The organism is Oxynema mangrovii CENA135, assembly GCF_016632315.1.
GTDB lineage: Bacteria > Cyanobacteriota > Cyanobacteriia > Cyanobacteriales > Laspinemataceae > Oxynema > Oxynema aestuarii.
The window spans coordinates 200,359-219,560 of the sequence record NZ_JAEOXH010000002.1; the positions used below are offsets into that span (position 1 = coordinate 200,359).

17 protein-coding genes are annotated in these 19,202 nt (G+C 54.9%); 10 read left to right on the forward strand and 7 right to left on the reverse strand.

What is annotated here, in order from left to right:
• The first annotated feature begins 70 nt into the window (after positions 1–70).
• From JJD41_RS14735 to JJD41_RS14750, 3 genes are all read left to right on the forward strand, one after another.
• Positions 71–2,005 carry an N-acetylmuramoyl-L-alanine amidase gene (locus tag JJD41_RS14735; RefSeq protein WP_370583850.1) on the forward strand — a complete coding sequence of 645 codons (1,935 nt, stop codon included), beginning with the start codon at positions 71–73 and terminating at the stop codon, positions 2,003–2,005.
• 183 nt (positions 2,006–2,188) lie between these two features.
• Positions 2,189–3,706 (forward strand): N-acetylmuramoyl-L-alanine amidase family protein, encoded by a 1,518-nt coding sequence (locus tag JJD41_RS25745; protein ID WP_370583851.1) that lies wholly within the window; start codon positions 2,189–2,191, stop codon positions 3,704–3,706.
• A 317-nt stretch (positions 3,707–4,023) separates the two neighbouring features.
• Complete coding sequence (locus tag JJD41_RS14750; RefSeq protein ID WP_200667709.1) at positions 4,024–4,722, forward strand: GDYXXLXY domain-containing protein; 699 nt, start codon at positions 4,024–4,026, stop codon at positions 4,720–4,722.
• A gap of 139 nt (positions 4,723–4,861) precedes the next feature.
• Here the strand turns inward: JJD41_RS14750 and JJD41_RS25385 are convergent, their stop codons facing one another.
• A complete protein-coding gene (locus tag JJD41_RS25385; RefSeq protein WP_255547328.1) occupies positions 4,862–4,996 on the reverse strand; it encodes a hypothetical protein in 135 nt (44 codons plus the stop codon).
• 100 nt (positions 4,997–5,096) lie between these two features.
• Between JJD41_RS25385 and JJD41_RS14755 the strand changes: the two genes are divergently transcribed.
• Complete coding sequence (locus tag JJD41_RS14755; protein ID WP_200667711.1) at positions 5,097–5,783, forward strand: helix-turn-helix transcriptional regulator; 687 nt, start codon at positions 5,097–5,099, stop codon at positions 5,781–5,783.
• Here the strand turns inward: JJD41_RS14755 and sppA are convergent.
• The 5 genes from sppA to cbiB all read right to left on the reverse strand — a co-directional run bounded on the left by sppA (position 5,769) and on the right by cbiB (position 11,480).
• Positions 5,769–7,595, reverse strand: a complete 1,827-nt coding sequence (gene sppA / locus JJD41_RS14760) for a signal peptide peptidase SppA (protein WP_200667713.1) — start codon at positions 7,593–7,595, stop codon at positions 5,769–5,771. The genes JJD41_RS14755 and sppA overlap by 15 nt on opposite strands.
• A gap of 54 nt (positions 7,596–7,649) precedes the next feature.
• Positions 7,650–8,693: a type 2 isopentenyl-diphosphate Delta-isomerase gene (fni, locus tag JJD41_RS14765; protein ID WP_370583852.1), complete on the reverse strand. Its 1,044-nt coding sequence runs from the start codon at positions 8,691–8,693 to the stop codon at positions 7,650–7,652.
• Positions 8,694–8,785: 92 nt separating this feature from the next.
• On the reverse strand, positions 8,786–9,331 hold the full coding sequence (gene pyrR / locus JJD41_RS14770; RefSeq protein ID WP_200667715.1) for a bifunctional pyr operon transcriptional regulator/uracil phosphoribosyltransferase PyrR: 546 nt from the start codon (positions 9,329–9,331) through the stop codon (positions 8,786–8,788).
• An 82-nt stretch (positions 9,332–9,413) separates the two neighbouring features.
• Positions 9,414–10,427 carry a hypothetical protein gene (locus JJD41_RS14775; protein ID WP_200667717.1) on the reverse strand — a complete coding sequence of 338 codons (1,014 nt, stop codon included), beginning with the start codon at positions 10,425–10,427 and terminating at the stop codon, positions 9,414–9,416.
• A 57-nt stretch (positions 10,428–10,484) separates the two neighbouring features.
• Positions 10,485–11,480, reverse strand: a complete 996-nt coding sequence (gene cbiB, locus JJD41_RS14780) for an adenosylcobinamide-phosphate synthase CbiB (protein WP_234488840.1) — start codon at positions 11,478–11,480, stop codon at positions 10,485–10,487.
• A gap of 1,150 nt (positions 11,481–12,630) precedes the next feature.
• Between cbiB and JJD41_RS14785 the strand changes: the two genes are divergently transcribed.
• The gene (locus JJD41_RS14785) at positions 12,631–13,023 is read left to right on the forward strand and encodes an AbrB family transcriptional regulator (protein ID WP_168571448.1); all 393 of its coding nucleotides are present in this window, start codon (positions 12,631–12,633) and stop codon (positions 13,021–13,023) included.
• A gap of 87 nt (positions 13,024–13,110) precedes the next feature.
• Here JJD41_RS14785 and JJD41_RS14790 read toward each other — a convergent pair whose 3' ends face one another.
• Positions 13,111–13,365 (reverse strand): hypothetical protein, encoded by a 255-nt coding sequence (locus tag JJD41_RS14790; RefSeq protein ID WP_200667719.1) that lies wholly within the window; start codon positions 13,363–13,365, stop codon positions 13,111–13,113.
• Between the two features lie 1,283 nt (positions 13,366–14,648).
• Between JJD41_RS14790 and JJD41_RS14795 the strand changes: the two genes are divergently transcribed.
• From JJD41_RS14795 to JJD41_RS14815, 5 genes are all read left to right on the forward strand, one after another.
• Entirely contained in the window at positions 14,649–14,912 is a 264-nt protein-coding gene (locus tag JJD41_RS14795) for a hypothetical protein (protein WP_200667728.1), read from the forward strand.
• 58 nt (positions 14,913–14,970) lie between these two features.
• Positions 14,971–15,888, forward strand: coding sequence for an MBL fold metallo-hydrolase (locus JJD41_RS14800; protein ID WP_200667730.1), 918 nt, complete (start codon positions 14,971–14,973; stop codon positions 15,886–15,888).
• Positions 15,889–16,083: 195 nt separating this feature from the next.
• On the forward strand, positions 16,084–17,154 hold the full coding sequence (locus tag JJD41_RS14805; RefSeq protein WP_200667732.1) for a bifunctional riboflavin kinase/FAD synthetase: 1,071 nt from the start codon (positions 16,084–16,086) through the stop codon (positions 17,152–17,154).
• Between the two features lie 504 nt (positions 17,155–17,658).
• Positions 17,659–18,567 (forward strand): AAA family ATPase, encoded by a 909-nt coding sequence (locus tag JJD41_RS14810; protein WP_200667734.1) that lies wholly within the window; start codon positions 17,659–17,661, stop codon positions 18,565–18,567.
• Positions 18,568–18,604: 37 nt separating this feature from the next.
• A complete protein-coding gene (locus JJD41_RS14815) occupies positions 18,605–19,144 on the forward strand; it encodes a diheme cytochrome C (RefSeq protein WP_200667745.1) in 540 nt (179 codons plus the stop codon).
• Positions 19,145–19,202 lie beyond the last annotated feature (58 nt).

Below are 19,202 nucleotides of genomic sequence, written 5' to 3' on the forward strand. Positions count from 1 at the left end.
GAAAAATAGGAGCGCGATCGCAAGCGAGGCCACCCGATGGAGGATCGAGCCTCTCCCGTAGCGGTGGATCTTGACAGGTCCGGCACAACCCGAGTCCGAGCCGAGACCGGGCAAACGCCAGAGCCATCAGGTTGTAAGGACAGACAGTCGTTTACTGGATATTAAAACGGTGACCCGAGGTATTGGTTTGCTCAACACTCACAACCAACTCAGGAAGACAGGCATCGTGGCGCGGTGGTTACTCCCCGGTCTGGTCGGTGCCTTTCTAATGGCGACTCCCGCCGAAGCGGCGCGACTGCTCTCGTGGCGGTTCGACGCCGACAGCGATCGCCTCTCATTTACGACCGCTTCCGGGGTTCAGCCCCAAGCCCAGCTCTTAGCGAATCCTACCCGGCTGGCGATCGACTTACCCGGAACCACCTTGGGACGCCCGAGTTTTAGCGAATCGGTCGGCGGCAACATTCGCGAGATTCGCGTCGGACAGTTCAATCCCAATACCACTCGCATTGTGGTCGAACTGGCGCACGGTTACACCCTCGATCCGCGCCAAGTTCAATTTCAAGGGATCTCGCCGAGTCAGTGGACCGTACAACTGCCCGAACCGCAACGATTGAACGAAATTCCTACAGCTTCGACGACCGAGGGCCATTCAGGAACGGCGATCGCCGCCAACAATGGCGCCCCCACCTTGCTCGAAGGGATCGAAATCACCGACGATGGTTTCGTCTTGCAGACTCGGGGGGAAAAACCGCAATTCAACCTCAATGCGAGAGGCGATCGCAACTGGATCAGTCTCGACCTGCCTGGGGTGGCGGTTTCGTCGGAACTGTCGCCGCGTTTGCTCAATGTCGATCGCTGGGGCGTCGATCGCGTGCAAGTGATGGAAGTGACTTCCTCGCCCCAACCTCTGACCCGCATCATTCTGAGTTTGAACGAGAACGCCAGCGACTGGCAAGTTCGCAGCAACGATTCCGGGGCGATCGCCCTCTGGCCCAAGGGAAGCCCACCCCCGAGCCTCACTGCCGCCAATCGCGAACCCGTCACCGTCAACGCGATCGAGCTGAAAAATAACGGCACCGAATTGCTCATCGACGCCGACGGGCCGATCTCTTACGAAAATGGGTGGGATCCGGAAACGTCCGCGTATAAATTAACCTTATATTCCGCACGCTTGGGCGACGGCGTCAAAGTGACTCGCCCGGAAAATAATCCTTCGGTGTTGTGGATTAAAGCTACTCAGCAAGATGCCCAGACCGTCGTCATCCGCTTGTTACCGGGGGCGGGAGTTCAAATCGGCCAAGTCGAACAAGGCAACAATTCCCAACAACTTGCCTTGAGCTTGCAGCCGAACCGGATGACGTCTCAAGGGGATAACGTGGCGATCGCCGTCCCTTCGCCGAATAACTCCGCGCCGTTACCCGTACCGAACAATACCCCCGCACCGACGCCGCGCCCGACGAACGGACGAATGGTGGTGGTGATCGATGCGGGACATGGGGGCGGCGATCCCGGGGCGATCGGGATTGGCGGCTTGCGCGAAAAAGATGTCGTCATCGATATTTCTCGTCAGGTGGCGCAAATCCTCGAACAAAATGGGGTCAGCGCGATTATGAGCCGCAACGACGATCGCGAAATCGACCTGGCGCCGCGAACCCAATTGGCGAATCGCATCAATGCCAATTTATTTGTCAGCATTCACGCCAACGCGATTAATATGAGTCGCCCGGATGTGAATGGGATCGAGACTTACTATTACGAAAGCGGTCGGCGATTGGCCGATTATATTCACAGCAGTATTCTCAATTCTTTAAATGTCAACGATCGCGGCGTGCGTCGGGCGCGGTTCTACGTGTTGCGTCACACGCGGATGCCTGCGGTATTGGTCGAAACCGGGTTTGTCACCGGACGCGACGACGCGCGCATGTTAGCGGATTCGGGAGAGCGATCGCGCATGGCGGAGGCGATCGCTCGCGGGATCCTCAACTACATCCGCGATAATGGCTGATTTTCCCACGGCGTCCCTTCGACTGCCCGAATTTGCCAGCTTGGCTCCCGTGCTAAACTGCACGGAATCGATCCGGGGAGCCGCCGCTTGAGGGTTCCGTAGGTTGCCAAGGGCGATCGCCGCGAAATCCCAAAATTACTCAATTCCGTCGTCCCTATCGTTCCTTACCGATTCCTAAAGAAGGTGATTTCACCGACTCATTACTTGCCCATGTCTCAACTCGCCCGCAAATCCCATCTACCCCATCGAAACCTGTGGCTCGGTCTACTCGGTGCTTTACTCTTGAGCAGTCCCGCTCACGCCCATCCCCATTCCCTCTCCGATGGGTTCGATCGCCCCGAGCAGGATTACTCCACGGCTGAGTCCGGCGATCGCGCGATCGCCGCTACCGGAGCCGCTACCCTGCTCGAAGACATCGAAATCAAAGACGAAGGTTTTATCCTCCACACCCGAGGTCAACAAGCCCAATTCGACCTCAAACCCAGCAGCGATCGCTCGTGGGTGAGCATCGACCTGCCCGGGGTCAGTCTCTCCCCAGAACTGGCCCGCCGCACCCTCAGCGTCGAACGCTGGGGCGTCGAACGCCTCCAGGTCATCCAACTGTCGAGTACGCCGCCGATGACCCGGGTAACCCTCAGCTTGGACGACTCTGCCCCCAACTGGCAGGCTCGCAGCAACGGATCCGGCCAGGTCTTGGTGTGGCCCGAAGGATCCGCCCCTCCGGGTTTGGCCCGGGGTCAATCGGGATTAATCCGTATCGAAGGCGTCGAGTTGAGTGAGGACGGTTCCCGCGTCACCATCAAAGCCGACGGCCCGATCGCCTATACCAGTAATTGGGACCGCCATACTTCCGCCTACATGCTGACGATTTATTCCGCCGAACTCGCATGGCAAGGCAGTCTGACGCGCCCGAATTCCGATTCTCCGGTCCTGTGGGTGCGCGGCAGTCAAGAAGATCCCGAAACCGTGGCGATCCGCATTCTGCCCGCCGCCGGAGCGCAAATTGGCAATATTACTCAGAACGGCGATCGCGAAATCTCCTTGCAGTTGAGTCGCGGCCCTACGCCCTCGAATTTACCCAATGCCAACAATCGTCCCCCCATTCCCACCGCTCCCCCTGCCGAAAAACCCAGCAGTGTCCCCCAGGTTCCTCAAACCCGATTGGCGATTGTTATCGATCCCGGACATGGCGGACGCGACCCCGGTGCGGTCGGCATCGGTGGGTTGCAAGAGAAAGATGTGGTTCTCGATATTTCCGAACAAGTCGCCCAGATTTTAGAACAAAATGGGGTCACGGTGGTCATGACTCGCCAGGACGATCGCACCCTGGATTTGGCGCCGCGAACCCAACTGGCGAATCGGGTGAATGCCGATTTGTTTGTCAGCATTCACGCCAACGCTGTCGCCGGAAAACGTCCGGAAGTCAACGGTCTCGAAACCTTTTACTATTCGAGCGGGCGCGAGCTGGCAGGGTATATTCAAAACAGCATGATTCAGAGTTTCAGTACCATGCCCAATCGGGGTGTGAAACAGGCTCGTTTTTACGTGCTGCGCCATACGCGAATGCCTGCGGTGTTGGTCGAAACCGGGTTTGTCACCGGACGCGACGACTCGCGCATTTTGGCCGATGCGGCACAACGATCGCGCATGGCGGAGGCGATCGCGCGCGGCATTCTCAACTACGTTCGCGATCGGCGTTAAACTTGTTTATTTGCTCTACAGCAATTGGCGCTGTCATGAGGTACAAGAGGCAAAGATCCCCCCAACCCCCCTTATCCCCCCAACCCCTCTTTTAAGGGGGATTTAGGGGGATCGAAATGTAGTACACAACAGCGAAAACTGCTCTAAGCGTAAAAGATCGACTGAATTGAGCGATCTACTTTTTATTTTCAGACAACAAGGTAGGAGCGAAAAAGTTTTCGCCCCTACCTTGATTCCCGTATAGCTAACAAACTTATCCACCGCCCATCGACCCAAAGTTATTAAGAATAACGATAAAATCTAAAATCTAAAATTCAATGACTTCCGAATCCGAACAATCCATTTCAAAGTGGCGATTTTGGATTCCTTTACTCGTCCAAACCGTCGTCCTCGTTACGATTCCCGCCCGGTCGATTTACGTTCTCGCTACCGGGTCGAATCTTGTTTTAGAAACCGTTCCCGTGGATCCTTACGATTTGCTGCGCGGTTATTCTCAAACGTTGCGCTATCAAATTTCCGAATTTGATACCCTCAAAACCCTCCCCGGTTGGGGGGATATTCCCGGGGAACCGATTCCCTGTCCCGATCCGGGGAACGATACCGATTCCGAATGCGATTTGCTGGCGAAAAATATCGAACAGGGGACGGATATTTACGTCATTTTAGAACCGCCACAAGAGGTGGAAGGTCAGCCCCCGGCGCCGTGGCAACCCGTAGCGGTCAGTCCGCAACTCCCGGACAATTTAACAGGCGATCGCCTTGCGATTAAAGGGGATGCGAATTGGAACGGGGTTGAATACGGTTTGGAAACGTTTTATTTTCCGGAAGCGCAACGGGACGAACTCAATCAAGCGATTTGGGAAGCGCAACAACAGCAGCGTCAAAATCAAATCGAGCTTGCGGAAGCTGAATCTGAAGAGCAAACGCACTCATTTGTCGTAGAAGTGAAAGTCGATCGCGCGGGAAAAGCGATTCCCGTGAGTTTGTGGGTACTCGGCAAAAAGTATCAGTTTTAAGCATCTCGCGCCGATCTTGGTCGCGATCGCCATCGGGAGAATAATACTGTAGCTTTTTCAACAAAAATAGTGTAATTTCTCCCAAACTTGCGAAATTTGACAATTTGTTACAATGGAAAAGATTCGGTGGTGGTAAATCTCACAAGGGAGTGCAAACCGGAATCGAAACCGGGCGCGATCGCTCGTAGAGGAACGCATCCCTAGAAGTTCTCGTCGCGAACTCGAAGACGGCGATCGCCGAAAGAGAACCAGTGCGAGTCAGTAAAACAGGCACTTTAATGTCTCAAAATCCCCTAAATTTAAAACCTAACATCTAACATCTAAAATCCCCCAAGAGTGTCAGTTAAATTCAAAGATAAAGCGAGTTTTCGGTGATGGAGGAAAAACAAAAAGCCAAACATCAAATCCTTTACCTTTTGAAAATGTACGGTCCGCAAAGTGCGGCAGAGTTAGCCGAACAATTGCAAGTTTCGCCAATGGCGATTCGCCAGCACTTGCAAAACCTGAAAGCCTACGCCCAAGTTACTTACGAAGAAGATCGCCGACCTTTAGGACGTCCGGTAAAACTGTGGCAATTAACCGAACGATCCGCCGATCTTTTCCCGAACGCCCATGACGATTTAATGGTCGATATGCTGCACAATGTCGAGAAACTTTTTGGGGCGTCGGCGTTAGAAAAAGTGTTAGCCGAACGGGCGAAACAACAGGTCGAGACCTATTCCCAAGAGTTAGCCGAACGGGAGGACGATCGCGAACGCGCCGACCGCCAAAGCGAGTTAGGGCGGCGGGTTCGCCATTTAGCCGAAATCCGCGATCGCGAAGGGTATATGGCCCGGGCGATCGCCCGAGACGACGGCAGCTTTTTACTGGTCGAAAACCACTGTCCGATTCAGACCGCAGCGCATACGTGTCAATTATTGTGCCATTGGGAAATGAAAGTTTTTCAAACCTTGCTCGGTCCGGAGGTCAGCGTCGAACGGGTAGAACATATCATGGAAGGCGATCGCCGATGTGCTTACGCGATCGCCCTCAACCCAAAGCGACCCTCAATCGAAACGTAAATTCAACGGAAGACGGGCGTAAACGCCGATCGGGTCGTTCAAGCCTTGTAAACTTTGTAAATCCGCGCGTACATTCTCAAACTCGCGGGTGAGGGCGTCGGGAACGACCCCGGAACGGGGAGAACGTCGCACGGAATTGAAAAGGCGATCGAGTAAAATTTCCTCCCAGGTGCGCGGTTTGGGATAGTCTTGTAACGTCCAATCGTCGCCGAGTTCGGCTAACTTCACCGCCGAGGCGATCGCGTCTTCCAAACCGCCGAGGCGATCGACCAAACCGAGTTTTTGCGCCTCGCGACCGGACCACACCCGACCTTGAGCGATTTCGGCGACTTTCGCCTTCGGTAATTCCCGAGTTTGAGCCACCAAATTTAAAAAACTATCGTATTTGCGATCGACCAAATTTTGAATGAGATTCATTTCCTGGGGGGTTTTCGGACGAGTAATCGTATTTAAGTTGGCATACTGCGCCGTTTTAACCACATCCCAGGTAATCCCGTTATTGTTCGCCAATCCTTGAATATTCGGCAACAAGCCAAAAATCCCGATCGATCCGGTCACCGTATTCGGTTGGGCGAGAATTTCCGTGGCGGACGTCGAGATCATGTAGCCCCCGGAAGCAGCATAATCGCCCATCGAAACGACGATCGGCTTAACTTTGGCGATCGCCGCCACTTCCCGTTCGATAATTTCCGACGCCGTCACCCCGCCGCCGGGACTGTTGACGCGCAAAATCACTGCTTTGACCTCCTCATTGAGGCGCAGTTTGCGTAATTGTTGCGACAACGTGCTGCTACCAATTTGATTGGGACTGCTGGCCCCTTGAACGATCGACCCTTCGGCGTAGACGATCGCAATTTCATTGTTCGAGGTTCGATAAGTTTCGTCTCGATTGGCGTCGGCAATTTGGGCGTAAGTCGGTAAATGAATCTGACGGAACGCGCGATCGTCTTCGTCACTTCCCGTGAGTTCTTTGAGCTTGGCGATCGTCGTATTGTAATCCGCCAATTCCGTCACCAAACCGCTATTTTTCGCCTCTTGTGGCGTTAACAACCCCTTACTATTCGCCAATTGCTGGATCTGGGTCGGATCGATCTCGCGGGTTTGGCTGGACACTTGTAAAAACTCACCCCAGAGGTCGCCGAGTAACTTTTGGGTCTGTTGTTCGTCTTCCGGACTGCGTTCTTTCAACAAAAACGGTTCCACCGCCGATTTGTACTTACCCACCCGGGTGACTTGCACCTGAATGCCGTATTTTTCCAAAGCTCCCGCAACAAACATCCCTTCCGCCGCCAAACCGTTGAGTTCCATCACCCCCAAGGGGTCGATCGCCAGATCGCTAGCGGCGGAAGCGAGGTAATATTCCCGTTCGGACCAGTCGAGATCGTAAGCGAGGATCGGTTTGCCCGATCCCGCAAACTTTTCAAGGGCGTTTCTGACTTCGTTGAGGGTCGCGTAACCCGTCGTATTGCCGCTACTGCTCCCTTCTAAGTACAACCCCACGATCCGATCGTCTTTGGCGGCGGCTTCGAGGCTTTCTAAGACTTGGCGCAGGGTGATGGTTGCGGGAACGTCATCGTCGGAGACCGCATCGGAGAGCAGTTCGGCGGTGGACGATTCCGGTTGCGTATCGGTAATGGTCATGGAAAGGTCGAACACCAAAACGGATTGGTTTTCGACTTCCGGTTCGCTCTCTCCAGAGGCGAGTAAGGCAATCAGGGCGATCGCGCCGCCAATCCCCAAACCGCCGAGAATCCCGAGGGCGATTAAGGTGCCGAGAATGCTGGCAAAGGTATTTTTAAGAAAATCGCGCATATCAAATCGAGGGGGTAAAAAGTCAGCAGATCGAGGCGATCGCCCCTATATTTTTCAATCAATCCGTTCGAGCGATCGTTCCAACCCTTCGAGGTTGGCATTTCCCGTACAGAACAACACCGTCGCTACTTCCGCCATCAGCAGTTCCACCACTTCGGCGACCGCCGCTTCCGATTCCGAGGCGGCTTGCAAAAAAGGCATCGCCAATCCCGCCAGATCGGCTCCGAGGGCGATCGCCTTGGCCACATCCAAGCCGTTACGCAATCCCCCGGACGCAATTAAAGGAACCTCCTGATGGCAGGCGCGGATCTGTTGCAAGCATTCCGCCGTCGGCAGTCCCCAATCGGCAAACGTCTGGCCTAACCGACGCTGGCGCGGATCTTTGGCGCGCTGTCCTTCGACTTTCGCCCAGGAGGTCCCCCCAGCCCCGGCGACGTCGATCGCCCCGACCCCGGCTTCGAGCAATTGAGTCGCCATCTTCGCCGAAATGCCGTTACCGACTTCTTTCGCCACGATCGGCACGGGAAGTTCTTTGCATAATTTGTCGATTTTGTCAAGCAATCCTTTAAAATTGCGATCGCCGTGGGTTTGGACCGCTTCTTGGAGCGGGTTCAGGTGCAGAATCAGGGCATCGGCTTCGAGCAAGTCGATCGCGCGGCGGCACTCGTCGATCCCGTAAGCGTAATTTAACTGAACTGCTCCGAGATTGGCAAAGAGGAGAATATCCGGGGCGTGCGATCGCACCGCAAATGTATCCGCCACGTCCGGCTTTTCGATCGCCACCCGTTGGGAACCGACTCCCATCGCGATTCCATAGTCCTGCGCCACTTTCGCCAGTCGGGTATTGATCGTCTTGGCGAAATCCGTTCCCCCGGTCATCGAAGAAATCAATAACGGCGCGCTCAGGGATTTGCCCAAAAAGGACGTTTTTAAATCAATTTCACTGAAATCCAACTCTGGCAAACAACAATGCTCGAAGCGGTAACGTTCAAAACCCGTGGCGATCTGGCGAAACTGCACGTCTTCTTCCAGACAGACACGCAAGTGATCGGCTTTGCGGTTCTGAGTTTGGGTAGACGAACTCAAAGAAGGATTCACAATCGATATTTACAGTTAAAAAGGTGAACCGTGGACAAGAAATCCCCACTCTAGATCTAGAATAGCGGCGGAATGGAGATCGAGGACAATCCTCAATCATTCTGGCGATCGATCAATTCGATTCCATCGCGACCGTCGATTTCGTTTAAGTAGACCTTGACCTGCTCTTCTTTGGCGGTCGGCAGACATTTCCCGGTAAAATCCGGGTGAATCGGTAACTCCCGGTGTCCGCGATCGGCCAAAACGGCTAGGCGAATGACCGCAGGACGTCCGTAATCGTTGATCGCATCTAAGGCGGCGCGGATCGTGCGTCCTTTAAAAATCACGTCATCGACCAAGACCACCGTTTTGCCGCTTAGATCGAAGGGAATCTTGGTTTTGGCGGGGGTTCGCATTCCGATGCGATCGAGGTCGTCGCGATAAAAGGTAATATCCAAAGCCCCCACGGGGACGCTGATATTTTCGAGGGCTTCGATTTGCGCCCCTAGCAAGTGGGCCAGAGGCACCCCGCGCGTGTAAATGCCGACGAGGACTAAATCGGACAAGTCCCCGGCTTTTTCGACGATTTGAGAGGCCAACCGGGTTAAAGTGCGCCGTAACTCTTCTTCTGAAAGAATTTCAACAATTTTAGGGGACATAGTTAAACAGGGTGGAGTTCAAAGGGTCGGATAATGCGGATATTTTCTTAGCTTAGTGCGATCGCACTGAGGAGGGGGAGTTTTAGAGGTCTCCCGATCCTTGAAAGTCGATGCGGGTTTTGAGCGCTTCTACGGAAGGGACTCCCTCGATCGCCGCCATCAGATCCGGCGGCTCGATCGCCTGAAAAGAATTCCCCTTGTAGGAAATCGCGATCCGATCGCCGTCGGCTTCAAATAGATAGTCGCTTTCGCGACTCGGAAGTACGAGGCGATCGCGTCCGACCTCGAAATTGAGAATTTCGGCGCGGTCGCGATCGCCGTTCCCCACGTAAAAATTGCGCTCCACCACCCCCACTCGCGTGACGAGTAACGACCCGAGGACGAAGCGATCGACCCCTTCGCCGCCAACGAGAACGTCTCGTTCGTCCACCCCTTCACTGACGAATTGCAAGCATTCCCCACCGACGGGGGTCCCGCCGACGACGCATTCTCCCGGCAAGACATCGACCCCGACGAGGGTAGGGATCTGACCGAAGGCGGTGACGGTATCGTTGCCGGAAGTGCCGCTAAAGAGGGCTTCGCGTCCTTCCGTTCGTCCGAAATCGAGATAGTGTGCCAATCCGGAGGCGACGGTTCCGGCGGCGATCGCTTCGGCAACGTCGGGATAGTCGTCTTTATAGGCAAATTCATTAAAGGGGGTTCCCGAGCGCCCTTCGGCTTCGCCCAATAAAATGTAATGCTCCAATCCCGACGCAAAGGCGCCCGCACTCACCGCTTGAGCGATATCCCGATAGCGTCGGCGATACCAAGTTTCGTCAAATAAGGGACTCGCCGGACGACCTTCAGCTTGTCCGAATTGGAGATAGTGCGCCAGTCCGGAGACGAAGGCGCCGCGATCGACGGCGGCGGCTACGTCGGCTTGGTTGGCGAGATAATAAGTTTCGTCGTAAAAGCGCGAAATTTCGACTCGTCCTTCGTTCAAGCCGAAGCGATCGAAGTGTTGGCGACCGGATGAGAAGACTCCGGCTTCGACGGCGGCTCGCACGTCGGGATAGTTGCTCAAGTAGAGGTTTTCGTTAAAGAGATTGACGGTCATGTTTGTATGTTAAATTAATCAAATTAGTTACGAGGGACTCTTGTGAGTTCGTCGTAACTAGGACAAGGGCGCGGCGAGGGCGATCGCCAAGCCGACGGCGATCGCCAACCAGATTAAAAAACAACTGCGGGTTAGCTGAGTGGCTTCGCGAACGACTTCTTCGGAAATGGGGCGTTTTGGCTCGCCGAGCAGGGGTTTCGGTTTGGCGACGCCGCGATAGGTATTGACACCGCCGAGTCGAACGCCGAGGATAGCGGCATAGGCGCACTCGCTCCAACCTGCATTGGGGCTGGGGTCTTGGGTGGCGTCGCGCTGGCAGGTCTGCCACACGTGCCGCAGTTGACCCGCGATCGCCCCCAAGGTCAGTACGGTCAAACGACAGGGGAGCCACGTGAGGCGATCTTCGAGATTGGCACTAAACCAGCCGAGGTGAGTATAAGGAGCGTCCCGATAGCCGACCATCGAATCGAGGGTGCTGGCGGCTTTGTAGGCGAAGGCGATCGGTACCGGACCGACACCGGGAAGGGTCGCCCCCACGGCGGCATAAAATAAGGGAGCGGTGACGCCATCGACGGCATTTTCGCTGAGGGTTTCGAGGACGGCGCGCCAGATTTCCGGGGGGGAGAGGTTGTCCGTATCGCGACCGACGTAGAGGCGCAGACGATCGCGCGCCCGGTCGAGATCCCCGGCGAGGAGGGGTTGCAATACGTCTTCGGCAGCGCGGCGCAAGCTCCGTCCGGCAAAACAACTGGCGAGTAAGAGACTGGCGCAGGCGATTCCCAAACCGGGGTGAAGTTGGGAAGCGAGGCGCACGATCGCCCAACTGCAGCCACTGGCGATCGCGATCGTCGAAACGGCGAGGAAGATCCCTGCAATTTTCTGCGATCGTGGGGTTTGGCACTGTTTTAAGGCGGTCTCGGTTCCGGCGGTAATCCAGGCACCGATCGCCTGTACCGGATGGGGCCATCCCCAGGGATCGCCGATCGTATAATCTAACAGCGCCGCGATCGGCAAAATCAGCGCCCCACTCGGCAAAAACCAATAGTCTGTCAAGAGTTTCGTTCCCCATTCGCGAGCTAAATTCCCGATCTTATCGCATCTTTTGGGGGAAATTTCGCCGCCGAGATCGCGATCGTCAAGGTCGTTTTTGTCTGTCGAGACGCCGACCGAGGGGGTCGAAATTAGAGGGTTTCGAGAACAATACGGTGCAGTGACGATGTTAGTTTTCGATCCGATCGATAGCACCTGGGAAGCGCGATCGACTCTCCTGCCTGTCGGTCTTTCCCGGTGTCGGTCGGTCGGGGATCGAGGGCTGTGGCGAGGGCTTGGCGGATCGTAGCGAGAGATATTTTAGGAGGAGGTTTCACCCCTCGAGAATTGCTTCGGGTGCCGGGAACGAAAGCCACGAAACTTGTCCGACGTCTGGGGAGCGATCGCTTTTCTAAATAGGGGGCAGGTCTATCTTGAGGGCGCCTCATCTTACTGACTGTAGTCACTCCGAATCCCGGTGTGAATGTTCGAGCGAATCGTACTTTTACGACCCTAAATTCACCCGAGATTTGCACGGGTCTCCCGGCTGAATGTACGAAGCAACGACCCTCGACGATTGGGGGGGACAGGGGGAGAAGGGGCGCGATTGTTTCTCTACTTTGGTTCGTTTATCAACACTGACAGAAATCGAGCGGCGATCTCCTCTTGAGGCTGTTGTCGGGAAGCTGCCGCCCATCCCCTTCTAAAATTCGGTCGATCGCGCTCTCGTTGGAGGGATTTTCATTGCATTGGAGCCACAAAGCACGAGGAGTGGTTATAAAATTTGTCAACCCGCATCAGAGGAATTACTGACAGCGAAGCGCCGCGTCCCGATGGAGGGCCTCTGTGTTGCTCTAAGGGGATTGAAGGTCAAGATGGGTTCTTAAAAATCTCGTTCCACGCAAGTCGTGAAGCGATCGCGAAAGGAATCGAAGCTGTGGAGAGGTGGGTGCATTTTCTGGGGGAAAGCAGTGAGCGATCGCCGATCTCCTTTGATAAGCGATCGGTCTCGATCTTGTGCGTCTGAATTTTAGGAATGAGATCGAATTATTTGCTTTCTTAGTGTAAGATGGACTTGTTATCTGAGTCGAACCCAAATATTTATGGTTTCTAGCAAGACTCAGAGCGCAGAGAACCGGATCTATCTATCGTTCCTGGCGGCAGTTCTAAGTTCATGAGTAAAAAGAAAAAAATGGAACCTCTAACTGGCGAAGAGCTACTCAAGAAAGTCAAAGAGCTAGAAAACCTCAGTAAAGAAGAAAAAGCGAGAGCTTGCGGTTACTACACCGTCACCAAAAATGGCGTGGAACGAGTCAATATGATGAAGTTCCTCAATGCCTTAATCGATGCTGAAGGCGTACCCCTCGACGGCAAACCGAATGGTAACGGACGGGGCGGACGCAGTGCCAGCTATCGGATTACCGTGCAGTCCAACGGTAACTTACTGATTGGTGCAGCTTACACGAAGCAGATGAATCTGCAACCGGGAGATGAGTTTGAAATTTCTCTGGGACGCAAACACATTCACCTGCGACAAATCGGAGCTGAGGCGGAAGAAGTCGCGTAATCCGAATCTGGACGAGGGGTTCGAACCATCGCCAAGTTCGGTAAAGATTCTCCAACAATTGACGGGATCTTAACGCTATAACTGTTTTTAGATCGGTCGTTCCACGGAAAATCTTGTCGCTTTCGAGAGGACAGTTGGATGGAAAAGGGCGATCGCATCCGCCAGGGGAGATTCAACTTCAGAAAACGCAATCGGAGTTGGATGGAAAGGGAGAATGGGATCGCTTTTCCAGGATCGATCGCGTGCCGCTCGGGAAGATCGCTCGATTGCCTTTTCGCCAATGGCATCGTAGCGGCAGAACGGGCGATCGCTCCCGGCGATCGCCGAACCTGAGAACTTCAAAATCCGAGTTACAGTCGTCGCCGAATGGGGCGATCGCTTTCCCGAGCAGGAATGGAGGGGAGCGGTCGCCCCTGACGACTTATTCGCCTCAACAATTAGACCGAGCCTGGGGAAAGGATCTCCCGAGAGGCCGAGGGTCGAGCTGAGTCCAAACTGCCGGAAGTGTCCGGGGTACAATTGAGGAACTCGGGGGCGTCAGTTGCGCGTTGACCGTGTTGTGAGATCGGCCAACTTCCCTCGAAAGCCCCCGCAGCAACCCGTCGAGATCGAGCTGGAAAGAGGATCGAAACCCCAGGGAAGCGATCGCCGTTTCAAATCGATCTCTGGGGAAAATTGCTGTGGGAATCGGCGTCGAAAAAGAAGAGAACCGCTATACTTTTTTAAAGAAATAATTCAAGAAATCAATAAAAATGACGCGGGAAGGGCGATCGGCGATTGAGGAATGATGACATTCGCCGGGAAATTGCGCAGCGACAGAACCGCAACGGGATTCCAATCCAGGAGAACAGACAGATCGAGTTAAGAAGTGAGTAAAAACACGCTTAGAGCCGATCTCGATCGCCTACGGGCAACAAAGATTTAACTATACTTAAAATTTAGAAACACAGAATTGAGCTTGTCCTTCTGGATCTTTTCCCGAGAGAGGTTAAGCTAGTAAAAAGTTACAATTGAATTTCAAAACCTAGAAACTGAATCTTCGGATTTTCCCGAGCCAATGAGGGAAATTTCAACCCTGCCGAACTCATTTCTCGTTGAATATTTACAGGGAAGACTGCGGTTAGGCTCGGCGCGCGTGCGAATTGAGAACGGGCGATCGGTAGCTGGAATGGGTCCTCAGACCGTTGCCGGGGAATGCGATCGCCCATTCGCGGGTGCAACGTAGCAATGGTTCGATCCACATTCCGAACACCAACCGAGAAGGCAGTCCGCTCCGAGCGATCGGGTCCGGTCGAACGCCGGAACGAGTTCGGAGACGGGGAAGGAACGGGGCGGTTTTTCCCAACTCAACCCGGTCTAACTTTCAGCCCCCCGACGCCACAAGGCACTTGACCTCGACCGAAAGACTTCCTCTTAAATTCCTCTTTGTTTTAGAGGCCAACATTTGTTTTGGTACCTAAATGGCCGACTTGACCCAGAGCGATCTTCTAGACTATACCAATCAACAGATCGGCAACCGCCCTTGCTCCCGATCGCCTCTCCCGATCCCCTTTCCTCCACGCCTTCTCGACGGGACTGCCGAGGGGCGATCGCCCCCGCTCGATCCCCCCGATAGAGACCCTCAGATGCAGGAGCGCGAGGCATCGATCGCCATCCCCCCAAGGGTCGCACGGGTCAACGGCGTGCGCGGTTACAAAACAGACTCGGCAGGTCACCTGCTCCCCCAAGTTCCCCCCGAGAGGGTGGAAAGGGACTCAATCGGTAGAGTAGACTCGGATCCAAACGAGTCCGACTTGAATCCGTCCCGTGTCACCCGGCGATCGCGATCGCGGAAACTGACCTGCGATCTGAGTTTGAATATAGTTACCCCTATTTCTGCATCTTTATAAAGCCGAAAAGCAAAAGCTGATTAACGGACTGCCAAAGGAAGGAAAGCGAAATACACCCATGTCTAGCATCCAACACCAATTCACCGTTCACTTCTGGGGCGTGCGTGGGAGCATTGCATGTCCCGGTGCCGAAACCGTCCGCTATGGAGGCAATACGCCTTGCGTTGAAATGCGCGTGGGTGGGACTCGCCTGATTTTTGATGGCGGCACCGGACTGAGAGTCTTAGGACAATCCCTACTCTCGCAAATGCCCGTAGAAGCCTACATGTTCTTCACCCACTCCCATTGGGATCACATTCAAGGATTTCCCTTTTTCGTTCCGGCGTTTGTCAAGGGAAATCGCTTTCACGTTTACGGGGCCGTCGCTCCCAACAGTTCGACCATCGAGCAGCGCCTCAACGATCAAATGCTCCATCCCAACTTTCCGGTTCCCTTGCAAATTATGGGCGCCCAATTATCGTTTAACGACCTCGAAATCGGTAAAACGGTTGAAATCGGAGATATTGTCGTCGAAACCGCCTTGTTAAACCATCCCGGCGAAGCCGTCGGCTATCGGGTCAACTGGAAAGGCTATGCTGCCGCTTACATTACCGATACCGAACATTTTCCCGATCGCCTCGATGAAAATGTCGCTTGGTTGGCTCGCAATGCCGACGTGATGATTTACGACGCCACTTATACCGACGAAGAGTATTACTCGAAGACGACCTCGAAAGAGGGGTGGGGTCATTCTACATGGCAAGAAGCAGTAAAAGTGGCCAAAGCGGCGAAAGTCAAAAAATTGGTTATTTTCCACCACGATCCATTGCACAACGACGACTTTTTAGACCGGGTGGGGGAAGAGGCGGCGCAACAATTCCCTAACTGCGTGATGGCGCGCGAAGGACTCTCGATTCAGTTAATTCCGCCGTCGGAAGACAATCATAATGAAGCGTCCGATTCGTCCTCGGTGAAAGAAGCCAAAGTTTCGGCATAAATCGATTCAGCCTCAAACGACGCTCGAACTTCACCGATGGGCATCCCGTCCGGCAATCACAGGGCGATCGCGCCGACGGAGGCGGGGTCGGGGGATTTAGCGATCGCTGCTTTGCCGTCGGATCCCCCTCGATCTCCAGATGACTTTTTCCGAACTGCCGTTGAGAAGAGACGGTTATGTGTCAAAATGTAAAGCGTGTGGATAACATCTTCTTTATCAACGGCTCTAACTCCAACCTTGGTTGCCCTGGGAAACTTTGACGGCTTGCATTTGGGGCATCGTCAAGTCGTGCAGCCGATTTTACATAAAGACTTGGCGCGCCAAGGGTCGATCCGGGAAAAACGAAGCATACAAAACCCGTCTTGTCAAGAGCTTGCTGCCCGATCGCCGGGAAGCGAGGGAGAATCCGGCGATCGCGAGTCGGCAGGCGGATCGCGCGAGGGCGGCGATCGGGCCTACCCGAGCGTGGTGACCTTCAACCCGCACCCGCAAGAATTCTTTTCCGGTCAACGTCGCATCCTGTTGACCCCACCCAACGAAAAAGTCAAACAGCTAGAAGCGATGGGGGTCGAGCAGCTCGTCTTACTGCCCTTCGATCGCGAATTGGCGCAAATGACCCCGGAAGAATTCGTCGAAGAGATTCTGGTCGAACGCCTGCAAGCCAAGCGGATCGCCGTCGGGGAAGATTTTCGCTTCGGTCGGCATCGATCCGGCACCGTCCGCGACTTAGAGGCGATCGCCGCCCGTCACGGCATCGACGTATTTGTCGTCCCCCTACAAATTGCCGAAAACGAACGGATCAGCAGTTCCGCAATCCGCACCTGCCTGCAAAACGGCAACGTCGGACGAGCCAATCGACTGCTCGGTCGGCCTTACAGCCTCGTCGGTCCGGTCGTGCGCGGTCGGCAACTCGGTCGCACCTTGGGCTTTCCCACCGCCAACGTGCAGGTTCCCCCCCAGAAATTCTTACCGCAATACGGCGTGTATGCAGTCCGTGCGAGCTGGGAGTGCGACAACGGCGTGCCATTGCCCCTTTCCGGGGTGACCAACATCGGCTGTCGTCCCACGGTAGAAGGCAACTTAAACGTGAGCGTCGAAGTTCACTTATTCGACTGCTCCGCAGACTTGTACGGAAAAACCCTAACCCTCGAACTGATGGGATTCGTGCGCCCCGAACAAAAATTCGGTTCCCTCGACGCCCTCAAAGCGCAAATACAGGCCGATTGTGACAGCGCCCGCCAAATCTTAGAAAACGCCGACAGGTGAGACGTCGGGATCTAAAAGGCACAGATTATCAAAAAAACTGGTTATCAAAAAAACTGGGTTGAAAACCCCGTCCTTCTAGGACGGCTTGGTGTTAGAGTTAAAAACAGGTTGCCGACCGTGAGAACGGTGAGGAAAACGGTTTAACGTCCTACTGGGCGGTCTCAAAAGCCGAACAGTCAATGGGGTAAAAGTCAGTCCAAACTGTAAAGACGCCAAGCCATTAAATAGGGTAGAGCCTACCCAAATTTACGCTGGTGGGAGTGACTCCTTAAGAAGCTTGCTTGAGAGAGTGTAGTCGAGTCAGACATGAAACTGTAAGACCAAAGTTGACCTAGATCGATAGAGGCAAGATTCAGCCCGAGAATCCCCGCACTTCTAGGGCAGAAAGTGTCAAAATAGGGGGGACTGAAGCTAGCTCCGCGCTCGATCGCCCCTACCCCCAAAGCCCGGGAACGATCGGGAACTGGCGATCGGTCTGTCACTGTCGCCGAAACTGAGATCGCAATGAGAGAACGAATCGATCGCCTCAAACAAAACTTAGCCCGTACCATCGTCGGCAAATCCGACGCGATTCGTCTGGTCTTAGTCGCCTTATTTTCCGGGGGACACGTCTTGCTCGAAGACGTTCCCGGCGTCGGGAAAACCTTATTAGCTAAATCCCTCGCCCGCTCGATTGCCGGACGCTTCCAGCGCATCCAATGTACCCCCGACCTGCTGCCGACGGACATCACCGGAACCAACATCTGGAACCCCCGTAGCGGCGAATTCGAGTTTCTCCCCGGCCCGGTGTTCGCCAACGTGCTACTCGCCGACGAAATCAACCGCGCCACCCCGCGCACCCAGTCCGCCTTACTCGAAGTCATGGAAGAGCGGCAAGTCACCGTCGATGGAGTCTCGCGCAACGTTCCCCAACCCTTTTTTACGATCGCCACCCAAAATCCGATCGAATATCAGGGTACCTTTCCCCTTCCCGAAGCCCAGATGGACCGCTTCACCCTGTCGCTGTCCCTCGGTTATCCCAGCGAAGCCGAAGAACTGCAAATGCTCGACCAAAAGCGACAAAACATTACCGTTGCCGACCTCGAACCCTGTATTGAATTAGAAGAAGTCCTCGAATTGCGACGGGCCTGCCAGCAAGTCGAAGTCGAAACCTCCGTACAGCAGTACATCCTCAACCTCGTCCGCAGCACCCGGGTTTCCGAAGCGATCGCCCTCGGGGTCAGCCCGCGCGGGGCCGTCGCCCTCCAAAAAGCCAGCCAAGCCCTCGCCTTTCTCGACGGGCGCGATTACGTCATTCCCGACGACGTCAAATTTTTAAGCCCCCACGTCTTGGCCCATCGCATGGTCCCGGCGGGAGGGCGACGCGCCAAAACCATTGTCGAGCAGTTGTTGCAATCGATCGCCATACCCTAAACTCCGATCGTCCGTCCGTCCTCCTCGTCGAGCCGCTATGTCCAGCAAACCGAGTTCCAGACCGATTTTCAAGTTTCGGCGGCGATCGCCCGCCCTCCTGCTACTCCTCCTGCTCTTCTGGAGCCTAATTATCTCGGTCGGGTTAGCCCGGGCGATCGAACCGCCCCAACGACCCGGGGCGATCGATCCGGTACCGCCCCAATCCCAACTCGCCCTCGGTCGCGACCTCTATCTCGAAGCCTGCGCCGACTGCCACCTCGCCGTCCCTCCCGGGGTCTTGCCCACCCAAACTTGGAAAACCCTGCTCGAAGATAGCAACCACTACGGGCAGCAAATTACACCCCTGGTCGATCCGACCCGCTTGCTCGTCTGGAAATACCTCAACCTGTACTCCCGCCCCCTGAGCGCCGACGAACCCGTTCCCTATCGCCTCGCCGAATCCCAACCCTTCCGCGCGATCCATCCCCGGGTCGAGTTTGCCAGCCCCGTCACCCTCAATAGTTGTGCAACTTGCCATCCCGGCGCCAAAACCTATAACTTCGGCACCCTGACCCCAGAATGGCAAAACGCCGAATAACGGGCGGGTTGCGGGCGATCGCCCTCCGAAGTCAGTCACCGGAGACTCGGGTGATAGG

Bases quoted from the DNA above. Each gene is read 5' to 3' on its own strand.
- JJD41_RS14750 (WP_200667709.1), top strand. From the start codon at position 4,024: ATGACTTCCGAATCCGAACAATCCATTTCAAAGTGGCGATTTTGGATT.
- JJD41_RS14755 (WP_200667711.1), top strand. From the start codon at position 5,097: ATGGAGGAAAAACAAAAAGCCAAACATCAAATCCTTTACCTTTTGAAA.
- sppA (WP_200667713.1), bottom strand. From the start codon at position 7,595: ATGCGCGATTTTCTTAAAAATACCTTTGCCAGCATTCTCGGCACCTTA.
- pyrR (WP_200667715.1), bottom strand. From the start codon at position 9,331: ATGTCCCCTAAAATTGTTGAAATTCTTTCAGAAGAAGAGTTACGGCGC.
- JJD41_RS14775 (WP_200667717.1), bottom strand. From the start codon at position 10,427: ATGACCGTCAATCTCTTTAACGAAAACCTCTACTTGAGCAACTATCCC.
- JJD41_RS14785 (WP_168571448.1), top strand. From the start codon at position 12,631: ATGAGTAAAAAGAAAAAAATGGAACCTCTAACTGGCGAAGAGCTACTC.
- JJD41_RS14795 (WP_200667728.1), top strand. From the start codon at position 14,649: ATGCAGGAGCGCGAGGCATCGATCGCCATCCCCCCAAGGGTCGCACGG.
- JJD41_RS14800 (WP_200667730.1), top strand. From the start codon at position 14,971: ATGTCTAGCATCCAACACCAATTCACCGTTCACTTCTGGGGCGTGCGT.
- JJD41_RS14810 (WP_200667734.1), top strand. From the start codon at position 17,659: ATGAGAGAACGAATCGATCGCCTCAAACAAAACTTAGCCCGTACCATC.
- JJD41_RS14815 (WP_200667745.1), top strand. From the start codon at position 18,605: ATGTCCAGCAAACCGAGTTCCAGACCGATTTTCAAGTTTCGGCGGCGA.